Raw genomic sequence first — 17,999 nt, forward strand, 5'->3', positions numbered from 1 at the left:
GGCCCAGGGCCGAGAGGCGGCTGGGTCGGATCCGGGATGTCCACGCCGGGGTCATCCGTGGGCTCGGCAGTAGGCTCCGCGCTGGGCGTGGGGGTCGCTACCGGCTCCGGGGTGACGATTACCACCGGGGGCTTAATGGGCGTGGTGGGTTCCTCCGGGCTAGGTTCAGGCTCGGTGCTCTCCCACTGGGCCGTAATGGTGATGACAGTGTTTTCACTGCCCTCTTCCCACATAGGCGCGCCCCAGCCGGTGAAACGATAACCGTCGCGGGTGGGATCGGCAGGGTACTCGATTGCCACGTCGTCCATATCCATGCCGGTCAGGTAGCCGGTTTCCTCGTCAATATTGAATTCCCCGTCGGTCAGTACGCTGTCGGGGTCAACCGTTGCCGTGTGCACGGGCGTATCGTTATAGCCGTTCAGCCACTTGACGGTAATTGTGGCGGGGTCGGGGTCGACCGGAGGCGGCGTATCGCGGTCATAGCGCAGGGTTATGGTGTCGTCCGTACCAAGTGTGATTTCCTTAGGGGTGGCAGAGGTGTAGGTGTAGGTTTTATCTTGATAATCGGTAACCTTCGTAATCCCATCAGCCGTGACTGTGTCACCCACTGTGCCGTTGAATGACTCTGTAAAGGAACCATCCCTTGTATCATTGGTATAGTACTCGTGCACTACGGTGTAGGTGGTGGGGATGGGGTCCGGCTTGCAGGTTACACAGATGGTGGCAAGTATCGTGTTTTTGCTCTCAGCGCCCTTCCATTTACTTGCTTCCGAATCCCACGTCAGGGTGATGGTTTCGGTTTCGGCCTGGCCTTGCGCAAGTTCATGTGTTTCGCCAACGCCGAAAGCGGGCGCCAGGGCGTACATTTTTGCATATACCTTGCTGTTCAGCGTGACGGGGCACTCCCACTTACCGGTTGTCTCGTTCTTAGTGACCGTTCCAACCTCGGCCTCGGCCTCGGTAGAATTAGACCATGTGCTGTAGGTCTTTTCGTCATGGGGCAGGCCATCCCCCGTGCTTACGCACTTAACCTTGACAAAGTTGTGTAAAATGCCGAACAAATCCTCGCGGGTGGGGGCATCAGGTTTAGTGGGCCCATCGTCCTCCCAAATGGCGTAAAGGGTTTTGGTTACGGGGTTGGCGGTGCTGCCTTTGCCTTCTTCCCAGTCAAGGGTGACAGGGGCGCCGGGCGCATAGCTGGTGCCCGTACCGTCGGCTTCCGTATTCCACTCCTTAAACTTCATGCCAGCGGGGGCAGTAAAGGCGTTTTGGGCAGCTTTAAGGCTTGCAGTGGTGTTCGCTACGGTAGTCGTGGTGGGGTTCATGCTACCACTGCCGCCCTTGGCATCGTATACCAGCTTATAGTCGGCGTTGACTGTTACGTTGATCGTTTCAGTATCTTCAATCCACTTACCCTTAAAACTAATTTCACTGTAACCCTGGTTGCAGCGGTTGCACCGTTGCCAGGTGTAATAGTAGTAGTAATTCTGGTAAGTCTGGAATTTAAGCGTAGAATAACCGGGCGTTTGGCCGGTTACGCCAATTTCCAAAGCAGGGTAGCCAAGATAGTCTGCATCTTGCCAGTCATTGGAAGAATAACCTTCCAACTTCCAATCGATATTTTGGGGATTAGCAATCGAAGTATCGGAACTTGTCAGTTTCTGGTTCTCGTCAACCGCAATCCAGTCCGGCGTTACTTCAACAAGCACATTGCCGCAATAGCAGGTGGCAGATTTCGTATATAGCCGCTGGTCTGCGCCACGCTCGCCGACCTTTGTTACAATGGTTGTAGGAGGGTTTGTGTACGCATACACAGGGTTATTCGGATATGTGCCTTCATAAAGCTGGGCGACTTCCTTCCCGTTGGCGTAAAACCTATCAGTAGGAGTAAACCCAGGAATTGCAGCGAGCGCGCTGGCGCTAAAAGGCACCATGCCCACCAGCAGCACGAGGGCGACGAACAGAGCAAGTCCGCGCTTGCCTAGTTTTCTAAATTTTGTCATGCAATAATCTTCCTTTCTTTGCAAAGTTTTTTCGGATGCAAAGGATCCGGCGGCCGGGCTGGCATAGATCCGGTGTCAATCCTTAGCCCCCATAGCTTTGCGTCCCGTCATTTCTGGCGGTTTGCTAATTATAACCAGTAGCCGGGCCGGCGTGTGGCAAGCCGTCTGCTTTACGGCTGGCAGGTAGCCCCCTTGCTTTGCGTCCCGCCCTTTCGGGCGGTTTGCCTTTTATAATTAGCGGCTAGGCTGACATAGTTCAGCTTTTCTCCATCGTAACGAAATAGAACCTTAGTCCCTCAGCTTTGCGTCCCGTAGTTTCCCGCGGTTTGCCAAATTTTCTCCTCGCGGACGCACTGTCCGTGGCCGTAACCTGTGCGACCACCCCCTTTATTAGCCCCAAGGCTGGCAAAAAAGCCCCTTAAAACCTCCTCTTTGCCGCTGCAAAACCGCCAAAAAAGCCCCGAACCCCTTGCAAGAAAGTGTACTTTCTTGCAAACTTTTTTGCGGCCTTTGTTAATTAACATTTTACCACATCATTTCCAAATTGGCAATATCCTCTAAGGAAAAAACAGCCATTATTACCATACTTTTTTTGTGTAGGACAACTTACAAGAAAGTACACTTTCCTGCAACCCCGTGGCCGCCATAGCCGCGCCCGCCCCGGTGTGCCGCCTTGTGACGCGCCCCGGCCGCCGGCATACCATAAGAAAGGGGGCTTGCCAATGGCATTTGTGGCGGAACCGGGCCCGCCCAGCCGGGTTTTCCGCGGGCTATAAGCGTGGCGGTTGGGCGCACAGAGCAAGCCGCGACCGGAACACACATTTGGCAAACCGCGGGAAACTGCGCGACGCAAAGCTATGGGAACTAAGGTATCGGCAGGTGCAAGATGTGTACAATGCACAAAAAGCGATGCTATGTTAGCCCGGCTGCTGGTAAACATGGCAACCCGCCGGAAACGGTGGTCACGCAAAGCCACGGGGCCTACGGCGCAGGTGTGCGCTAAGGCAGCCCAGCCGCCGGATCCTTTGCATCCGAAAAACCTTTGCAAAGAAAGGAAGATTATTGCATGACAAAATTTAGAAAACTAGGCAAGCGCGGACTTGCTCTGTTCGTCGCCCTCGTGCTGCTGGTGGGCATGGTGCCGCTGGGGGCTAGTGCGGCTGACACACCCGTAAAAACGGATAATGTCACCAAAACTGCATACAGTCAGTATAACCCGAATACCCAATACTCCAACACTGTAAGTGGGTGGAACGCAGCAAATGGATATGGCACGGTTATGTTAGACGATGAAAACCCCACTGCAACGGATGTTGCTTTCTGTCATTACTGGGGGGCTCACTTTGCTGGTTGGGCTAACGGATATTATAATGTAACCGCAATAAGTTCAAACAGTAAAGTCGCAACAGCAACGACTGTTTCGACTAAAAATGGTCTGGTAGTCAATTTTGAGAAAGGCACTGAAAAGGGCAAGACAACAATCGAGGTAGCTTATACCATCGACTCGCTGCGTACTACTGCAAATATTGCCTCCGATAGTCAGACCGTATCAGGTTTTAACGGGTATATCTACTACACCGTTACCAATGATGGTACAGGCGGCAGCAACCCTGAGCCGACCAAACCTAATAAACCTACCGTAGACGATGTACCCGGCAAAAGCCAAAATGGCTATGTTTATGTTAAATGCGAATCCTATCCGAACGCAAATCCCCTCTACAACTCAACGAGGACACACGCTGGCTATATGAATCTTAGTAATTCAACAAACGGCTGGTCATTCGGCGAGGTTTATGAGAATGACGGGCGTTTTGGAGCGGATGCCCCTGCGAAGGATTATCCTTGGCTTTGCGATTTGACCATTAATCAGGATTGGTATCTGACACAATGGAATAAGAACTACGCGGGTAACGAAGGCCTCCATTACCTTGCCAAGCCCGACGAGGTTGTAAAGATGACCTTTGTGTTTGATGGGCGTAGTTGGCTTTACTTTACAAACGAGGTTCCCATAACCGTTTGGACAACGCATGAAACGCCCGTTGCCCCCGCTACCACCACCTACAAGGTTGTGCGCGAGTACTTCTATAATGGTGAGAAGGCAGCTACGGTAACCGGTAAGGAGCAAACTGCCAACGTAGGCGACAAAATCACCGGCGCTAAACTGGCCAAGGAGAACCCTGCGTGGAACACCCACACCATAGATGGAGAAAAAGTGGAGTTCACCTATGCTGGCAGTGAGCCTGATACACTGACACTTAGTGCTGCAGCCGCGCTTAATGTGATTACCCTGCGGTATGAGAAGAACGAGGAAACACCCAAGAAAATCACCCAGTTCACAAAGAAACTGGTAGAGAGCGAAACGGACGCCCCTGAAGGTGTGTCTGGTATCACCTACCCCGACCAGCCCGGCCCCGATGGCAAGGTTATCATGCCTGCGGGCGGTTCCGTAACCCTGCTGTACAAACTCACCGTTACCGGCGATGCCGGCGCGGCGTACAAGGTTACTGACGATGGCGCAAAGTGGGTGGGCGGCGACCCGATGGAGGGTACCATCCCCGAAAGCGGCGAGGCTGTTATCTACGTGACCAAGACCTACAACGAGGGTGATATCGAGGATGGTCATCTCACAAACATTGCCAAGGTTACCCCTGGTATAGGTGACAATAGCAACACAACCTCCTCTGAAAGAACCCCCGTGGAAGTAGAGGAAGAGCAGCCCAAAACCGTTGAGGTTCCTGTAACCGTCAAAGTCCGCTTTGAGGGGCTTGAAGGTGTGTTCGGTGTGTGCACGCATCCGGAAGACTTCTCCCTGATAGGTACAAAAAATAACCCTACAGGGGCAACCTTCTCTTATTATGCGATAGAGGGTAACGACCACGGCGATGACAAAGAGGACGATGGTACGCCCTTTGTAACATTTGCTGAAGCGCATGGTTTCGAACCTTGGACGGTAGAGCTGGGCAAAGAGTACACTGTCCAGTTTACGGAGGACTACTACACCGTTGACGGCTACACCTGCGTGTCTATTGATGAGAAGAAGGACGATAAAAAGCACATCGTTACCAGAACCGTAACCTTCACCGAGAATGATGTAACGAACGGCTACGAGTTTGTTATTACCAATGTGTACGAAAAGACCGCAGACCCCGACCCCGAAACCGCCATCATTACCCTGAACTATGAGGCGAATGGCGGCACAGGCAGCATGGATGCGGACAGCCAGGAGGTGGCAGTGGGCGCAAGCGCGTCCTTCACTGTGAAGGAAAACGCCTTTACGCACCAGGGCTACACCTTTACCGGTTGGAACACAGCGGCTGACGGGAGCGGCGAAACGGTTGCTGCTGACAGCATCTTCACAACTGCTGTCAATGCGACCCTCTACGCCCAGTGGGAGAACAACGACCCCGACCCCACCGACCCCGGCCCCGGCCCGGTAGATCCTGATCCCGACCCGGTCGACCCCGACCCGGTCGACCCGCCCAAGCCCCCGGTGGTAATCGTCACCCCGGAGCCGGTAGCGACGCCCACGCCCAGCGCGGAGCCTACTGCCGAGCCCACGGATGACCCCGGCGTGGACATCCCGGATCCGACCCAGCCGCCTCTCGGCCCTGGGCCCTCTGATGACCCCGGCACGGACATCCCGGACGAGGATCCCCCCATGGGCGACAACCCCATCCTGAACCTGGTAGACCACTACCACTACCTGGTGGGCTATCCCGACGGCTCCATCCGCCCCGGCGCCAACATTACCCGCGCCGAGGTGGCCGAGGTGTTCTACCGCCTGATGACTGCCGACGCCCGCGTAGCCAACTGGGCAACCGGCAATAGCTACAGCGATGTAATCGACACAGCCTGGTACACCGACGCCATCAACGTGATGAGCAAGGCCGGCATCGTGAACGGCTACGAGGACGGCACCGCCCGTCCCAACCGTGCCATCACCCGCGCCGAGTTCGCCATGATCGCGTCCCAGTTCCTGGCCGACTACGTGGAAGATCCGGGCACCACCACCTTTACCGACATCCAGGGCCATTGGGCCGAGAGCGCCATCCGGAAGGTCCAGTCCATCGGCTGGGTCAACGGCGACGCCGGCACCACCAACTTCCGCCCCAACGACAAGATCACCCGCGCGGAGGCGGCGGTCATCTTCAACAATATGTTGGAGCGCACCCCCGACGCGGAGCATCTGGACGGGGCGATGAAGGTATGGCCGGACAACGACCCCGGCGCCTGGTACTACGCAGCCATGCAGGAGGCCACCAACTCCCACTACTACACCGGCAACGAAGAAACCGAGAGTGAAGAGTGGGCCGAGGTGTTCGAGCACGACTGGGTAACCCTGAAGGCCTACTGGAAGGCCAACGCCGGCCAGTCCCCGGAGGAATAAGCAAATAGCACAATAAGCCCAACAGACCAACAGCACGACAAAGCCCGAAAAGCTAGATAAGTGACCAAAAACTCCCCCGGCGGCTACGGCCTCCGGGGGAGTTTTCTAAAGCGCTGCCCTCTTGCTTTTTTAGCAGGAATATGCTAACATGGTAGTTAATTGACACCAGGAAGGAAGTTATACATGGTCAGGGATATGACAAGAGGCAACCCGGTACGCTTATTGCTCGCCTTTGCCGCGCCTATGCTGCTGGGCAATGTTTTCCAGCAGCTCTATTCTACGGTAGATGCCATGGTTCTGGGCCGGGGCGTGGGGGTAGAGGCCCTGGCCGCTGCGGGGGCCACCGGCTCTATCCATTTTTTCGTGTTCGGTTTTGTCACCGGGCTTACCCACGGCTACTCGGTACTGGTCGCCCAGCGTTTCGGCGCCGGCGACCCCCAACGGGTGCGCCAGGCCGTGGCCAACGCGGTCTATCTGGCCGCGCTTTCCTCCCTGGTAATCACCGCTTGCAGCCTGCTCTTCTCCCGCCCCCTTTTGCAGTTGATGGGCACCCCGGCAGATATCTTCGAAGGCGCGCTGCTGTACATACGCATCACCTTTATAGGCATCCTTGCCACGGTTTTTTACAATGTGCTGGCCAGCGTCCTGCGGGCTTTGGGGGATAGTATCTCCCCGCTGGTGGTGGTCATTATCAGTTCCCTCATCAACGTGGGGCTGGACTGCCTCTTCGTGCTGGGGCTGGGCCTGGGCATTGCCGGGGCGGCCTGGGCCACGGTGCTGGCCCAACTGCTTTCGGGGCTGATGTGCCTATACCTGCTGGGGCGTATGGAGTTGATGCACTTTACCAAAGACGACCTTCGCCCCCACCCCCACACCCTGTGGGAGCTGCTGCGGCTGGGCGTGCCCGTGGGGCTGATGAACTCCGTCACCGCCATTGGGGGCATGATCCTGCAAGGCATTGTCAACGGGTTCGGTTCCGCCACCGTGGCTGCCTACACCGCCTCCTCCCGGCTGATCGGCCTGGCAGAACAGCCCGGCAGCATCATCGGCCTGTCCCTGGGCACCTACGTGGGCCAAAATCTGGGCGCCGGCCGGCTGGACCGGGTGCGGCTGGGGGTACGCAGGGCCATTGCCATGTCCTTGGGTATCAACTTGCTTATCACCCTGCTGCTGATCTTCCTGGGCAAACCCCTTACCGCCCTGTTCGTCAGCGGCACAGAGCAGGCCATTATCGACATGGCCTACCCCTACCTGGTCATAGCCGGGCTGATGGAATGGTCCTTGGGCCTGCTGTTCGTATACCGTTTCTCCCTGCAAAGTCTGGGCGATACCTTTGTCCCCCTGCTCTCCGGCGCCCTGGAGCTGGGCCTGCGCATTGGTGTGGTGCTGTTTTTGTCCCAGGTGCTGCACATGGGTTTCCTGGCCATCTGCATTGCCGATGTTTCCGCCTGGTTCGGCGCGGCGGCCCTGCTGTGCGCGGCCTATTATATCCGTATGGGGCGCCTGCATCCCACCACGCAAAAGCGCCAAAGCTGAGCGGCCCTGTCCCGCCCAGCTTTGGCGTACGCACCCTTGCCTTTGTGCAGGCTTATGCCGCGCCGTTTGCCTCTTCGTCCCCCAACTGTTCACACTGCTCTACCATGGTTTGGGCAAAAATCCCATACCCCATAGCCGGGTCATCCATAAACACATGGGTCACCGCCCCGGCCAGTTTGCCGTCCTGCAAAATGGGCGCACCACTCATCCCCTGCACAATACCCCCTGTTGCTTCCAACAGCCGGGGGTCTGTCACTTTTACCACCAGGTTGCGGGTAGGCTTGCCAGTATTCTGCACTTCCTCTATCCGTGCGTCATACTGTTTAGGCCCCGTTTCGTCAATACTCACCAGCAGTTTCACCGGTCCGGGGCGCACCTCCTCCCGGCCGAGCACCTCCACAGGCGCACCGGCCGGGGGCTCGTCCAGGGTGCCGAATACCCCGGTTTCATTGTTGGCCAGCAGCCGCCCCATAGGCTGGTCAGAGGAAAAATATCCCCGCAACTGCCCCGGTTCCTGGGGCAGCCCCTTTACAATGCCGCATAGGGTGATCCCCGCCGGTTCCCCGCTTTTCAGGGCCATCACGCTGCCGGCGTCCGCATCACAGATGCCGTGCCCCAGCCCGGCAAAAGTCCCTGTAGCCGGATGGTAAAAGGTGAGGGTCCCCACCCCCGCTGCGCTGTCCCGCACCCACATACCGGTTTTAAACGAACCCTCGCCGAACACGGGCCTTACCACGGCCTCAAACTCCTCCTGGCCCCGGCGTACCAAAAAGGTGATACTCTCCCCTTGGCTGCGGCCGATATACTGGGCCAGCGCCGCATTGCTCTGTATCTCCAGCCCATCCGCCGCCAGCAGGTAGTCCCCGGCCCGCAGGCCCGCGTCCTCAGCCGGGCAGCAAGTCCCCTCCGCGGTATAAATATCCGATAGGGAGGCAACAATAACCCCGTCCGTAAACAGCTTGATGCCAAACGCCTTCCCCAGTGGCACCACGCTGTTTTCCGGGGCCTCTATAAGCGTTTGCTTTTCCTCCGCCTGGTTAAACACCGACGCCTCCGCTACCTGTGGCTCTCTGGGGTTTTCCAGGCCCAGCAGGCTTACCGTCACCAGCATACACAGGGCGGTCACGCCCACGCTCATGGCAAAAGTGCGCATGGCCTTGGCCATCGCGCCCCGGCTTATCCTGTTTTTTTTCAAATTTCCACCCCCTTCCGGGGCCGAAAGCCCGCCCTCCCGGCAAGCTTTTTACTAAAACCATCTCCGCGGCCCGCACCGGCAGCACAGCCGGCGTGAGGCCGCGGCGTTTTCCGGCCCGTTTTTAATTTGCCACGCAAGTGCAAAAATATGATGGAAATTAAAAACGCCCCTGCACATCTGGTGCAGGAGCGAGAATTTTTGGTCTGCCGCAACTACCGGGCAAAGCGGTTGGCATTTCCGCAAAGGCTGCGGGCCGCGGTCCGGCGGTTGCCGGTCTCGCCCGGTAGAAGGGACAGTGAAGGTCGAACCTTAAAAATGTAATAAGTAAAATGATATAGACAAAATTTTATCTGTTGCCTTTATTTGGTAATTTCCTGTGCCGTACCACCCCTTTCGCTTTCGATGGTCTAAGTATATTCCCCAATTATGTCATAGACTTCAAGACAATTTGAAGTTTCAGTTAGAATTTTGTGAACGATTTTTTAACATATTGTCGAACTTGACGGCCGCCCGCCTATCTTGGGCATCACCCCATAGCAGGCCACAATCCGCCGCCAAAAAGCCCCCGGCATCCGCAGCCCTTCCCCCGGCCCCCTTTATAAAAAAACGCATCCCCTGCCCGCCGGCCGCCTTCCATTATTTCCTGTTGAAACCGCTATGGTTTTGTGATAAAATAGAAAAGCATAAGTTACGTATACCCACTGCCATACCCCATATCCCACCGGTTTATAGAAGGGAGGCAGCCCATGCCCCACAGCATCACCGTCATCTGCGGCCATTACGGCTGCGGAAAGACCAACCTGGCCCTGAACCTGGCCCTGGAGGCCGCCAAAACCGGCGCCCCTGTCACACTGGCTGATCTGGACATTGTAAACCCCTACTTCCGCTCCAGCGACCACCGGGACCTGTTGGCCGCCCACGGCGTAAGGCTGATCGCCCCGGTTTTCGCCGGCACCACCCTGGACACCCCCACCCTGCCCCCGGCGCTTGCCTCTATCTTTGCGCCCTCGTCCGGCCAGGTGTTCATAGACGCCGGCGGCGGCGACGCGGGCGTTACCGCTTTGGGTGGCCTGGCCGGCCGCCTACTGGCAACCGGCTACCGGATGCTTTATGTTGTCAACCGCTACCGCGCCCTGTCCCAAACCCCGGCGGAAGCCGCGTCCCTGCTGGAAGAGATCGAAACCGCCAGCCGCCTAAAGGCCACCGGCCTTGTCAACAACTCCCATCTGGGCGTTGAAACTACTTTGCCCGGCCTGCTGGCCGCCGTGGGGTTTGCGAAAGAAACCGCCCGGCTCACCAGCCTCCCCCTCCTCTTCTCCACCGCCCCGGACTTCGCCCTAAACGGCCAGCCGCCACCCAAGGGTTTCCGCACCGTCCGGCGGCTGGTGCGTTTTGCATGGGAGTAGCGCTTACACAGCCCAACTTAAATATATGCAATAAATAGGCCACCGTTTTCATGATTTCACACCCAAAAGGAGGAACCACCATGCCGAAAATCATCATAGACGAAACCGTCTGCAAAGGCTGCGGCCTATGCGCCGGGGCCTGCCCCTTAAAGATCATCGCACTGGATCTGGGCAGCCTGAACCCCAAAGGCTACCATCCCGCCCGGGTCAGCCAGCCGGACAAATGCGTCGGCTGCGCGGCCTGCGCCACCATGTGCCCGGACACAGCCATCACGGTAGAAAAGTAAAGGCGAAAGGAGAAACATCCCCATGAAATTACTGATGAAAGGCAACGAGGCCCTGGCCGAGGCGGCCATCCGGGCTGGTTGCCGACACTTTTTCGGCTATCCCATCACCCCGCAAACCGAGCTGGCCGCCTATATGTCCAAGCGTATGCCCAAAATCGGCGGTACATATCTACAGGCCGAGTCCGAGGTGGCCGCCATCAATATGGTACTGGGGGCGGCCGCGGCCGGCGTGCGGGCCATGACCTCCTCCTCCTCCCCCGGCATCAGCCTCAAGTCTGAGGGCATTTCCTACATGGCCGGTTCCGACCTGCCCGCGCTGATCATCAACGTGCAGCGTGGCGGCCCCGGCCTGGGGGGCATCCAGCCCTCCCAGGCAGACTACTGGCAGGCCACCAAAGCCACCGGCCACGGGGATTTCCAAATCCTGGTATTCGCCCCCTCCACCGTGCAGGAGATGGTGGATCTGGTCAGCACCGCCTTTGACGCTGCCGGCCGCTGGCGGATGCCCGCCATGATCTTAGCCGACGGTATGCTGGGCCAGATGATGGAGCCGGTGTCACTGCCGGAAGAAACCGCGGACACGCAGCCGCCCGCAACCCCATCTTGGGCGGCGGACGGGCATCAGGGCCGGCGGCAGCACCATGTGATCAACTCCCTGTACCTTACCCCCGATAAGCTGGAGGATCTGGTCGTAGAGCGCTACCGGCGCTACGAGCAGGTGAAGGCCCAGGAGCAGCGGGCCGAGGAATACCTGTGCGAGGACGCCGACATCGTGGTGGTTGCCTACGGCGCCTCCGCCCGGGTGGCGAAAAGCGCCGTCAACAAGGCGCGGGAACAGGGCCTGAAGGCCGGCCTGCTGCGTCCCGTCACCCTGTGGCCTTTCCCGGAAACCGCCCTGCAAACAGCCGCCGCCCACGCCAAAGCCTTTTTGGTGGTAGAAATGAGCATGGGCCAGATGGTGGACGACGTAAAGCTTGCCATCAACTGCCGGGTGCCTGTCCGTTTCTTTGGCCGCACCGGCGGCATCATCCCTACCCCCGCAGAGGTGCTGGGGGAGATCCAAACGCTGCTGTAGACCCGGCCATCCGCCAAGGGAGGACATATATGAAACCATACGCTGACCTGCACATCCATACCAGCCTGTCCGACGGCAGCGCTTTGGCCGGCGAGGCCATAACCGCTGCCAGGGACCATGACGTTTCCTTTATATCCATCACAGACCACAACACCGTGGCCGCCTATTCCGAAACCACCTGGCAGCAAGCGGAAAGCGCCGGGGTCTGCCTGCTGCCAGGTGTGGAGCTGGATGTGATCCACCAGGGGAAACAATACCATCTGTTGGGTTTCGGGGTAGATTGCCAAAACAGCCTGCTGCTGGAAACCTGCGCCCACAATACCCAGGTCCAGGAGGCATACAACCTCTCCCTGCTCAGGCAAATGGAAAAAAACGGCCTGGGGGTTTCGGAAAAGGCATACCACGCATATGCCATCCCCCAGGGCCGGGGCGGCTGGAAACTGCTAAATTACCTTCTGGACGCGGGCATGACAAACACCCTGCTGGAAGGGACAAAATTTTACGGGCAATATGGGTTCAGCCCCCACACCATCAGGTTTGTTTCTTTAGAGGAAACCGTCCGCATCGTCCGGCAGGCCGGCGGCGTCCCTATCCTGGCCCACCCCGCCGAGCAGATCCCCTACAACCCCTACGCACCCTCCCAGGATGCCTTTTGGGCCGCTTTAGAAGAATTGCTGCAAACCGGGATCGAAGGGGTCGAATGCATCCATCCCCTCCACGGGTTCGGCCTGCAAGCCGCGCTGCTCTCCTTTTGCCATGACCGGGGCCTGTACATCTCCGGCGGGACGGATTATCACGGCGCATTCTTCCATAAACAAAAACAGGTCATCGGCGGCCAGCTCATCGCCGCGGATACGCTCCAAAAGCTGATCAGCCGCTGTCAGGGGTAAGCGGAAAAAGGGCCATGCCCTCCACCCTGCCAAGTTGAGAAAGGAAGTGCTCTTATATGCCAATCGTATTTCAAAAGCCCCATGCCCTAACGGACGCCCCCCTGCACTACTGCCCGGGCTGCACCCACGGCATTGTCCACCGGCTGGTGGCCCAGGCCATCGACGAGTTAGGGGTAGAGGGCCGCACCGTAGGCGTTGCCTCGGTGGGCTGCTCGGTAATGTGCTACGACTATTTTGCCTGCGATATGGTCCAGGCCCCCCATGGCCGGGCCCAGGCCGTGGCCACCGGCCTCAAGCGCGCCCGGCCCGGTAACGTGGTATTCACCTACCAGGGGGACGGCGACCTGGCCGCCATCGGTACGGCGGAAACCGTCCACGCCGCCACCCGTGGGGAGAACATTACCGTTATCTTCATCAATAACGCCATTTACGGCATGACCGGCGGCCAGATGGCCCCCACCTCCCTGCCGGGGCAAATCACCCAAACCACCCCCTACGGCCGGGACACGGACAGCGCCGGCTACCCGGTAAAGGTCTGCGAGCTGCTCTCCACCCTGGACGGCGTGGCCTTTGCCCAGCGGGTCACGGTAGACTGCGTAAAAAACGTGAACACCGCCCGCAAGGCCATTAAAAAAGCCTTCCAAAACCAGTTGGACGGCAAGGGCTACTCCATTGTGGAGGTGCTCTCCACCTGCCCCACCAACTGGGGCCTCTCCCCGGCGGAATCCCTCCAGTGGCTGCGGGAGAATATGATCCCCTACTATCCCCTGGGGGTTTACAAAGATGCCGATGCCGGCGTCAAGAAAGGGGGCCTGCCCTGTGCATGACTTACAGATCATCTTTGCCGGCTTTGGCGGGCAGGGCGTGCTGTTCGCCGGCAAGGTAACGGCCTATGCCGGGCTAATCGAAGGCCGGCATATCTCCTGGCTGCCCTCCTACGGCCCGGAGATGCGGGGCGGCACCGCCAACTGCGGCGTGTGCATCTCCGACCAGCCCATCGGCTCCCCGCTGGTGACAGAACCCAACGTGCTGGTAGCCATGAACCTCCCCTCCCTGGAAAAGTTCATCGGCTCGGTCCAGCCCGGTGGCCTGGTGATTTTGGACAGCTCCCTGATCGACGCCCCCATCAACCGGGACGGCCTGGAAGTGTTCCGGGTCCCCTCCTCCTCCCTGGCCGAGGAGCACGGCCTCCAGGGCCTGTCCAATATGATCCTGGTCGGCAAGCTTTTCAAAGAACTGCACTTCTGCCCCCCCAACACCCTGGACCAGGCCCTGGAGAAGTGCGTGCCTGCCCGTAAGGCCGCCATGCTGGCACTTAACCGCCAGGCCATTGCCCTCGGCGCAGAAACTTAAGCCGCCTCCGGCAGCCATCCCATCGATTCCCCAAAATAAAAAGCAGCCCCCCTCTCACCTGCAAGGGCTGCCTTTTATTTTTAAAGGGCCACAGGAACGCCTATCACAAAAAACAAAAAACAAGAAACAAAAAAGCAAGAAGGCAAAAGAAAAAAAGGAAAAGAAGAAAGAAAGAAGGATAAGCAAGGAGAAAGGCGAAAGGAGAAAAGGAGAAAAAAGAAAAGAAGAAAACAAAAAACCTCCCCCCCTCGCGGGCCAAAAAGCTACCGCCCCCGCCCACTCCCGTGCGCGCCGCAAAAGTTTCGTCCACCTTTTCAAAGGTGGCGGGAGTTTGAGGGCAGAGCCCTCAAGGTCTTCCCACCCATCAAGCGCTCCCATGCGCGCCCTCAAGGCCTTCCCCCCGTCAAGCCGCCTTAGCACTCCTCAATCCGCAAAAGCCGGTTATACTTGGCGACCCGTTCGGTACGGCAGGGCGCGCCGGTCTTAATCTGCCCGGCATTGACAGCCACGGCCAGGTCGGCAATAAAGGTATCCTCCGTTTCGCCGGAGCGGTGGGAAATAATGGTATGGTATCCGCTGCGCCGGGCCAGGTCAATGGCCTGCAACGTTTCCGTCAGGGTGCCAATCTGGTTGGGCTTAATCAAAATCGCATTGCCGGCCTTCTGGTCAATGCCCTGCTGCAACCGCTCCATATTGGTCACAAACAGGTCGTCCCCCACCAGTTGCACCTTGTCCCCTATCCGGGCGGTCAGTTCCGTCCATGCCGGAAAGTCCTCCTCCCCCAAGGGATCCTCAATAGAGATAATAGGATAGCGTTTCACCAGCCCCTCCCAATACGCAATCATATCCTCCGCGTCCAGGTTCTTCCCCCGCTTAGGCAGATGGTACCCCCCTTCCACGGCCCACTCGCTGCCGGCAGCGTCCAGTGCCAGGTGCACCCGGCCCTTGTAGCCTGCCTTTTCCACGGCCTGCAGCACTTCCTCCATGGCCTCCTCGTCGCTGCCCAGGTCCGGGGCAAAGCCCCCTTCATCCCCCACGCCGGTGGAAAGCCCCTTTGCCTTCAGTTGGCTGCCCAGGCTGTGGTAGATCTCACTGCACCAGCGCAGCCCCTCCCGGAAACTCTCCGCCCCTGTGGGCACAATCATAAACTCCTGTATGTCGATGTTATTGCTGGCATGGGCCCCGCCGTTCAGGATGTTCATCATCGGCACAGGCAGCTTGTAGGCCGCGGCCCCGCCCAAAAAGCGATACAGGGGCATCCGGTAATGGGCGGCAATGGCCCGGGCGCAGGCCAAGGACACCGCCAGGGTGGCGTTTGCCCCCAAGTGGGCCTTGTTGGGGGTGCCGTCCAGCTTTTTCAGCACCCCGTCCACTTCCCGCACGGTCAGGCAGTGCAGCTTTTCCAGGGCCGGGGAGATGATCTCGTTGACGTTGCGCACCGCCTTCAGTACCCCCTTGCCCCCATACCGCCGGTCGTCCCCGTCCCGAAGCTCCACAGCCTCAAACTTGCCCGTCGAGGCCCCGGAGGGCGCCGCCGCCGTGCCCATGGTCCCGTCGGAAAGCTGTACCGTAGCGCTCACCGTAGGGTTCCCCCGCGAGTCCAATATCTCACAGCCGTACACCTTTTGTATCTTTACCATAGCCATCCACCTCTCCAAGTATTTCGCATAATCACAGTATTGCACATTGCAAAAGGAAATAAACCATGATAAACTATATTTATATCCGATTTCAGGGAGGTCCCCCATGGATTTTGTAACCCCAGCCCTCCAAACGCCCCGCCTGCTGCTGCGGCGTTACCGCCAGGATGACCTGCAAGACCTTTCCGAGTACCTCTCCGACCCTGCCGTGGTGGCCTTTGAGCCCTACCGGCCCATGGCTTTGGCAGAGGTCCGGGAGAATCTGGCATGGCGCATCTCCACCGGCGAAATGGTAGCCGTCCAGCTACAGGCCTCCGGCAAAATGATTGGGAACGTCTACCTGGGCCGGCGGGAATTTGACTCGCTGGAACTGGGCTTTGTATTCAACCGGGCCTACTGGGGCCAGGGCCTGGCCGCGGAGGCCTGCCGGGCCCTGATCCGGCAGGCTTTCTCCCAGGGCGTCCACCGCATCTTTGCCGAATGCGACCCCCGCAACGAAAACTCCTGGCGGCTTTTAGAGGCCCTGGGTTTCCGCCGGGAGGGCCACCTGCGCCAAAACGTATACTTCCACACCGACGAAACAGGCCGCCCCCTCTGGAAGGACACCTACCTTTACGCCAAACTCCCTACCGAACCATAAACCCTACAGAAAAGAGGTCACTGCCATGCACTTCCCCCGCGTCACCCCCGAATCCGCCGGCATCCCCTCCGCCGCCGTCACCGCCATGCTGGACGAGCTGTACCGCCGGGGCATCGAGATGCACGCTTTCATGCTCCTGCGCCACGGCCAGGTCTGCGCCGAAGGCTGCTGGGCCCCCTACCGGGCCGATACCCCCCACATCATGTTCTCTTTCAGCAAAAGCCTCACCTCCACGGCCATCGGCTTTGCCGTGCAAGAGGGCATCCTCTCCCTGGACGACCGCCTGGTGGACATCTTCCCGGAGAAATGCCCCTCCAATCCCAGCGAAAACCTGCAAAAATGCCAGATCCGCCACCTGCTGATGATGGGCTGCGGCCATCAGGACGAGATCCAGTGGGCCGGCGGATCCCAGGCGGACTGGGTCACCACCTTCCTGCACCATCCCTTTGTGTACGAGCCGGGCACCCACTTCCTGTACAACACGGCGGGCACCAATATGCTCAGCGCCATCCTCACCCACAAAACCGGCCTCCCCCTTACCCAGTTCCTAAAGCCCCGGCTGTTCCAGCCCCTGGGTATGGGGGATATAACCTGCCAGCCCCTGCCCGGCGGGGTAGAGATGGGCGGCGCCGGTATGTCCCTGACCATTGAGGATATGGCCCGGTTCATGCAGTTCGTGGCCAATCAGGGCGCTTGGGAGGGCCGGCAGCTTCTGGATGCCAACTGGGTTGCCCAGGCCACAACCAAGCAGATCGACAACGCCGGGAACACCCCTGGCGGCGACCCGGACTGGCAGGCAGGCTACGGGTTCCAGTTCTGGCGCTGCACCCCGCCGGGCGTGTTCCGGGGGGACGGCGCCTACGGCCAGTACGGCATTGTCATGCCCCAGCAGGATGCCGTGCTGGTCATCCAGTCCGCCTCCATGACCCTGCAAGCCGTGCTCACCGCCGTATGGAACACCCTCCTCCCCGCCATGGGGGCAGCCCCCCTGCCGGAGGACCACCGGGCCCACCATATCCTGCAAAACCGGCTGCACCATCTGGAGCTGAACCCCATGCCCGGTATGCGCAACCCCGGCGCGGAAAACTCCCTGAACGGTGCCGTCTATGTGCCCGATGCCCCCCTGCCCGGCCTGTTTGACCTGGCCGGCGGCGCAGGCAGCTTTATCCCCCATGGGGGCAGCCTCCAATCCCTGGCCTTCCGTTTCGAGAAGGGTGCCGCCCAACTCCTCCTCACCCAGGACAGCGGGGAAATTGCCCTGAACCTGGGCCTGGAAGGCCACTTTGCCACCACGCTGGCAGAAGGCGCCCCCTTTGGGGCCAACGCCTGCTGGCGCCAGCGGGATGTGCTGGAACTCCAACTGCGGAACGTCCGCCACGCCACAGGGCGGCGGTTCCTGTTCCACTTTGCCGGGGATAAACTCACCCTGACTGCCTGCTCCACCCTGCCGGAGCCCTTCGGCCTGGGCGAGCAGCACGCGCCGGCCATGTCCTTCACCCTGCGGGAAGGGGACGTCAACACCCGCACCCGGATGTACTGGGAAGTAAACGGCTGACAGGGCTGTTGGCACAAAAAAGGCGGGCCGCC

At 59.0% G+C, this 17,999-nt stretch carries 13 protein-coding genes and 3 riboswitches; of the genes, 10 read left to right on the forward strand and 3 right to left on the reverse strand.

All coding sequences use genetic code 11. From position 1 onward, the window contains the following. Positions 1-2,003: InlB B-repeat-containing protein (locus tag U8U01_RS12870; RefSeq protein WP_322174837.1), on the reverse strand; the 2,003-nt coding region annotated here is incomplete at its 3' end. A 45-nt stretch (positions 2,004-2,048) separates the two neighbouring features. After that, a riboswitch (cyclic di-GMP riboswitch) is annotated at positions 2,049-2,139 on the reverse strand. 97 nt (positions 2,140-2,236) lie between these two features. Next, positions 2,237-2,344, reverse strand: a riboswitch (cyclic di-GMP riboswitch). A gap of 473 nt (positions 2,345-2,817) precedes the next feature. Beyond that, positions 2,818-2,937, forward strand: a riboswitch (cyclic di-GMP riboswitch). Positions 2,938-3,069: 132 nt separating this feature from the next. Here U8U01_RS12870 and U8U01_RS12875 point away from each other — a divergent pair. Then, positions 3,070-6,390, forward strand: a complete 3,321-nt coding sequence (locus U8U01_RS12875) for an S-layer homology domain-containing protein (RefSeq protein ID WP_322174839.1) — start codon at positions 3,070-3,072, stop codon at positions 6,388-6,390. A 195-nt stretch (positions 6,391-6,585) separates the two neighbouring features. Then, positions 6,586-7,926 (forward strand): MATE family efflux transporter, encoded by a 1,341-nt coding sequence (locus tag U8U01_RS12880; RefSeq protein WP_322174842.1) that lies wholly within the window; start codon positions 6,586-6,588, stop codon positions 7,924-7,926. 52 nt (positions 7,927-7,978) lie between these two features. Here the strand turns inward: U8U01_RS12880 and spoIVB are convergent, their stop codons facing one another. Then, positions 7,979-9,121, reverse strand: a complete 1,143-nt coding sequence (gene spoIVB, locus U8U01_RS12885; protein ID WP_322174845.1) for a SpoIVB peptidase — start codon at positions 9,119-9,121, stop codon at positions 7,979-7,981. 746 nt (positions 9,122-9,867) lie between these two features. Here spoIVB and U8U01_RS12890 point away from each other — a divergent pair. The 6 genes from U8U01_RS12890 to U8U01_RS12915 all read left to right on the forward strand — a co-directional run bounded on the left by U8U01_RS12890 (position 9,868) and on the right by U8U01_RS12915 (position 14,132). After that, entirely contained in the window at positions 9,868-10,527 is a 660-nt protein-coding gene (locus U8U01_RS12890) for a hypothetical protein (protein ID WP_322174848.1), read from the forward strand. Positions 10,528-10,607: 80 nt separating this feature from the next. Then, complete coding sequence (locus U8U01_RS12895) at positions 10,608-10,814, forward strand: 4Fe-4S dicluster domain-containing protein (protein WP_322174850.1); 207 nt, start codon at positions 10,608-10,610, stop codon at positions 10,812-10,814. A 16-nt stretch (positions 10,815-10,830) separates the two neighbouring features. Continuing rightward, positions 10,831-11,889 (forward strand): 3-methyl-2-oxobutanoate dehydrogenase subunit VorB, encoded by a 1,059-nt coding sequence (locus U8U01_RS12900; RefSeq protein WP_322174949.1) that lies wholly within the window; start codon positions 10,831-10,833, stop codon positions 11,887-11,889. A gap of 29 nt (positions 11,890-11,918) precedes the next feature. Next, positions 11,919-12,779: a PHP domain-containing protein gene (locus U8U01_RS12905; RefSeq protein ID WP_322174853.1), complete on the forward strand. Its 861-nt coding sequence runs from the start codon at positions 11,919-11,921 to the stop codon at positions 12,777-12,779. 56 nt (positions 12,780-12,835) lie between these two features. Then, entirely contained in the window at positions 12,836-13,606 is a 771-nt protein-coding gene (locus U8U01_RS12910; protein ID WP_322174857.1) for a thiamine pyrophosphate-dependent enzyme, read from the forward strand. Beyond that, a complete protein-coding gene (locus U8U01_RS12915) occupies positions 13,569-14,132 on the forward strand; it encodes a 2-oxoacid:ferredoxin oxidoreductase subunit gamma family protein (RefSeq protein ID WP_437124398.1) in 564 nt (187 codons plus the stop codon). The genes U8U01_RS12910 and U8U01_RS12915 overlap by 38 nt, the downstream gene beginning before the upstream one ends. A 413-nt stretch (positions 14,133-14,545) precedes the next feature. Here the strand turns inward: U8U01_RS12915 and eno are convergent, their stop codons facing one another. Further along, the gene (eno, locus tag U8U01_RS12920; protein WP_322174864.1) at positions 14,546-15,778 is read right to left on the reverse strand and encodes a phosphopyruvate hydratase; all 1,233 of its coding nucleotides are present in this window, start codon (positions 15,776-15,778) and stop codon (positions 14,546-14,548) included. Between the two features lie 100 nt (positions 15,779-15,878). Here eno and U8U01_RS12925 point away from each other — a divergent pair, with 100 nt between their 5' ends. Further along, positions 15,879-16,412: a GNAT family N-acetyltransferase gene (locus U8U01_RS12925; RefSeq protein ID WP_322174867.1), complete on the forward strand. Its 534-nt coding sequence runs from the start codon at positions 15,879-15,881 to the stop codon at positions 16,410-16,412. 25 nt (positions 16,413-16,437) lie between these two features. After that, complete coding sequence (locus U8U01_RS12930) at positions 16,438-17,967, forward strand: serine hydrolase domain-containing protein (RefSeq protein WP_322174870.1); 1,530 nt, start codon at positions 16,438-16,440, stop codon at positions 17,965-17,967. The last annotated feature ends 32 nt before the right edge of the window (positions 17,968-17,999 follow it).

This window comes from Acutalibacter caecimuris, from assembly GCF_034335085.1.
GTDB lineage: Bacteria > Bacillota > Clostridia > Oscillospirales > Acutalibacteraceae > Acutalibacter > Acutalibacter caecimuris.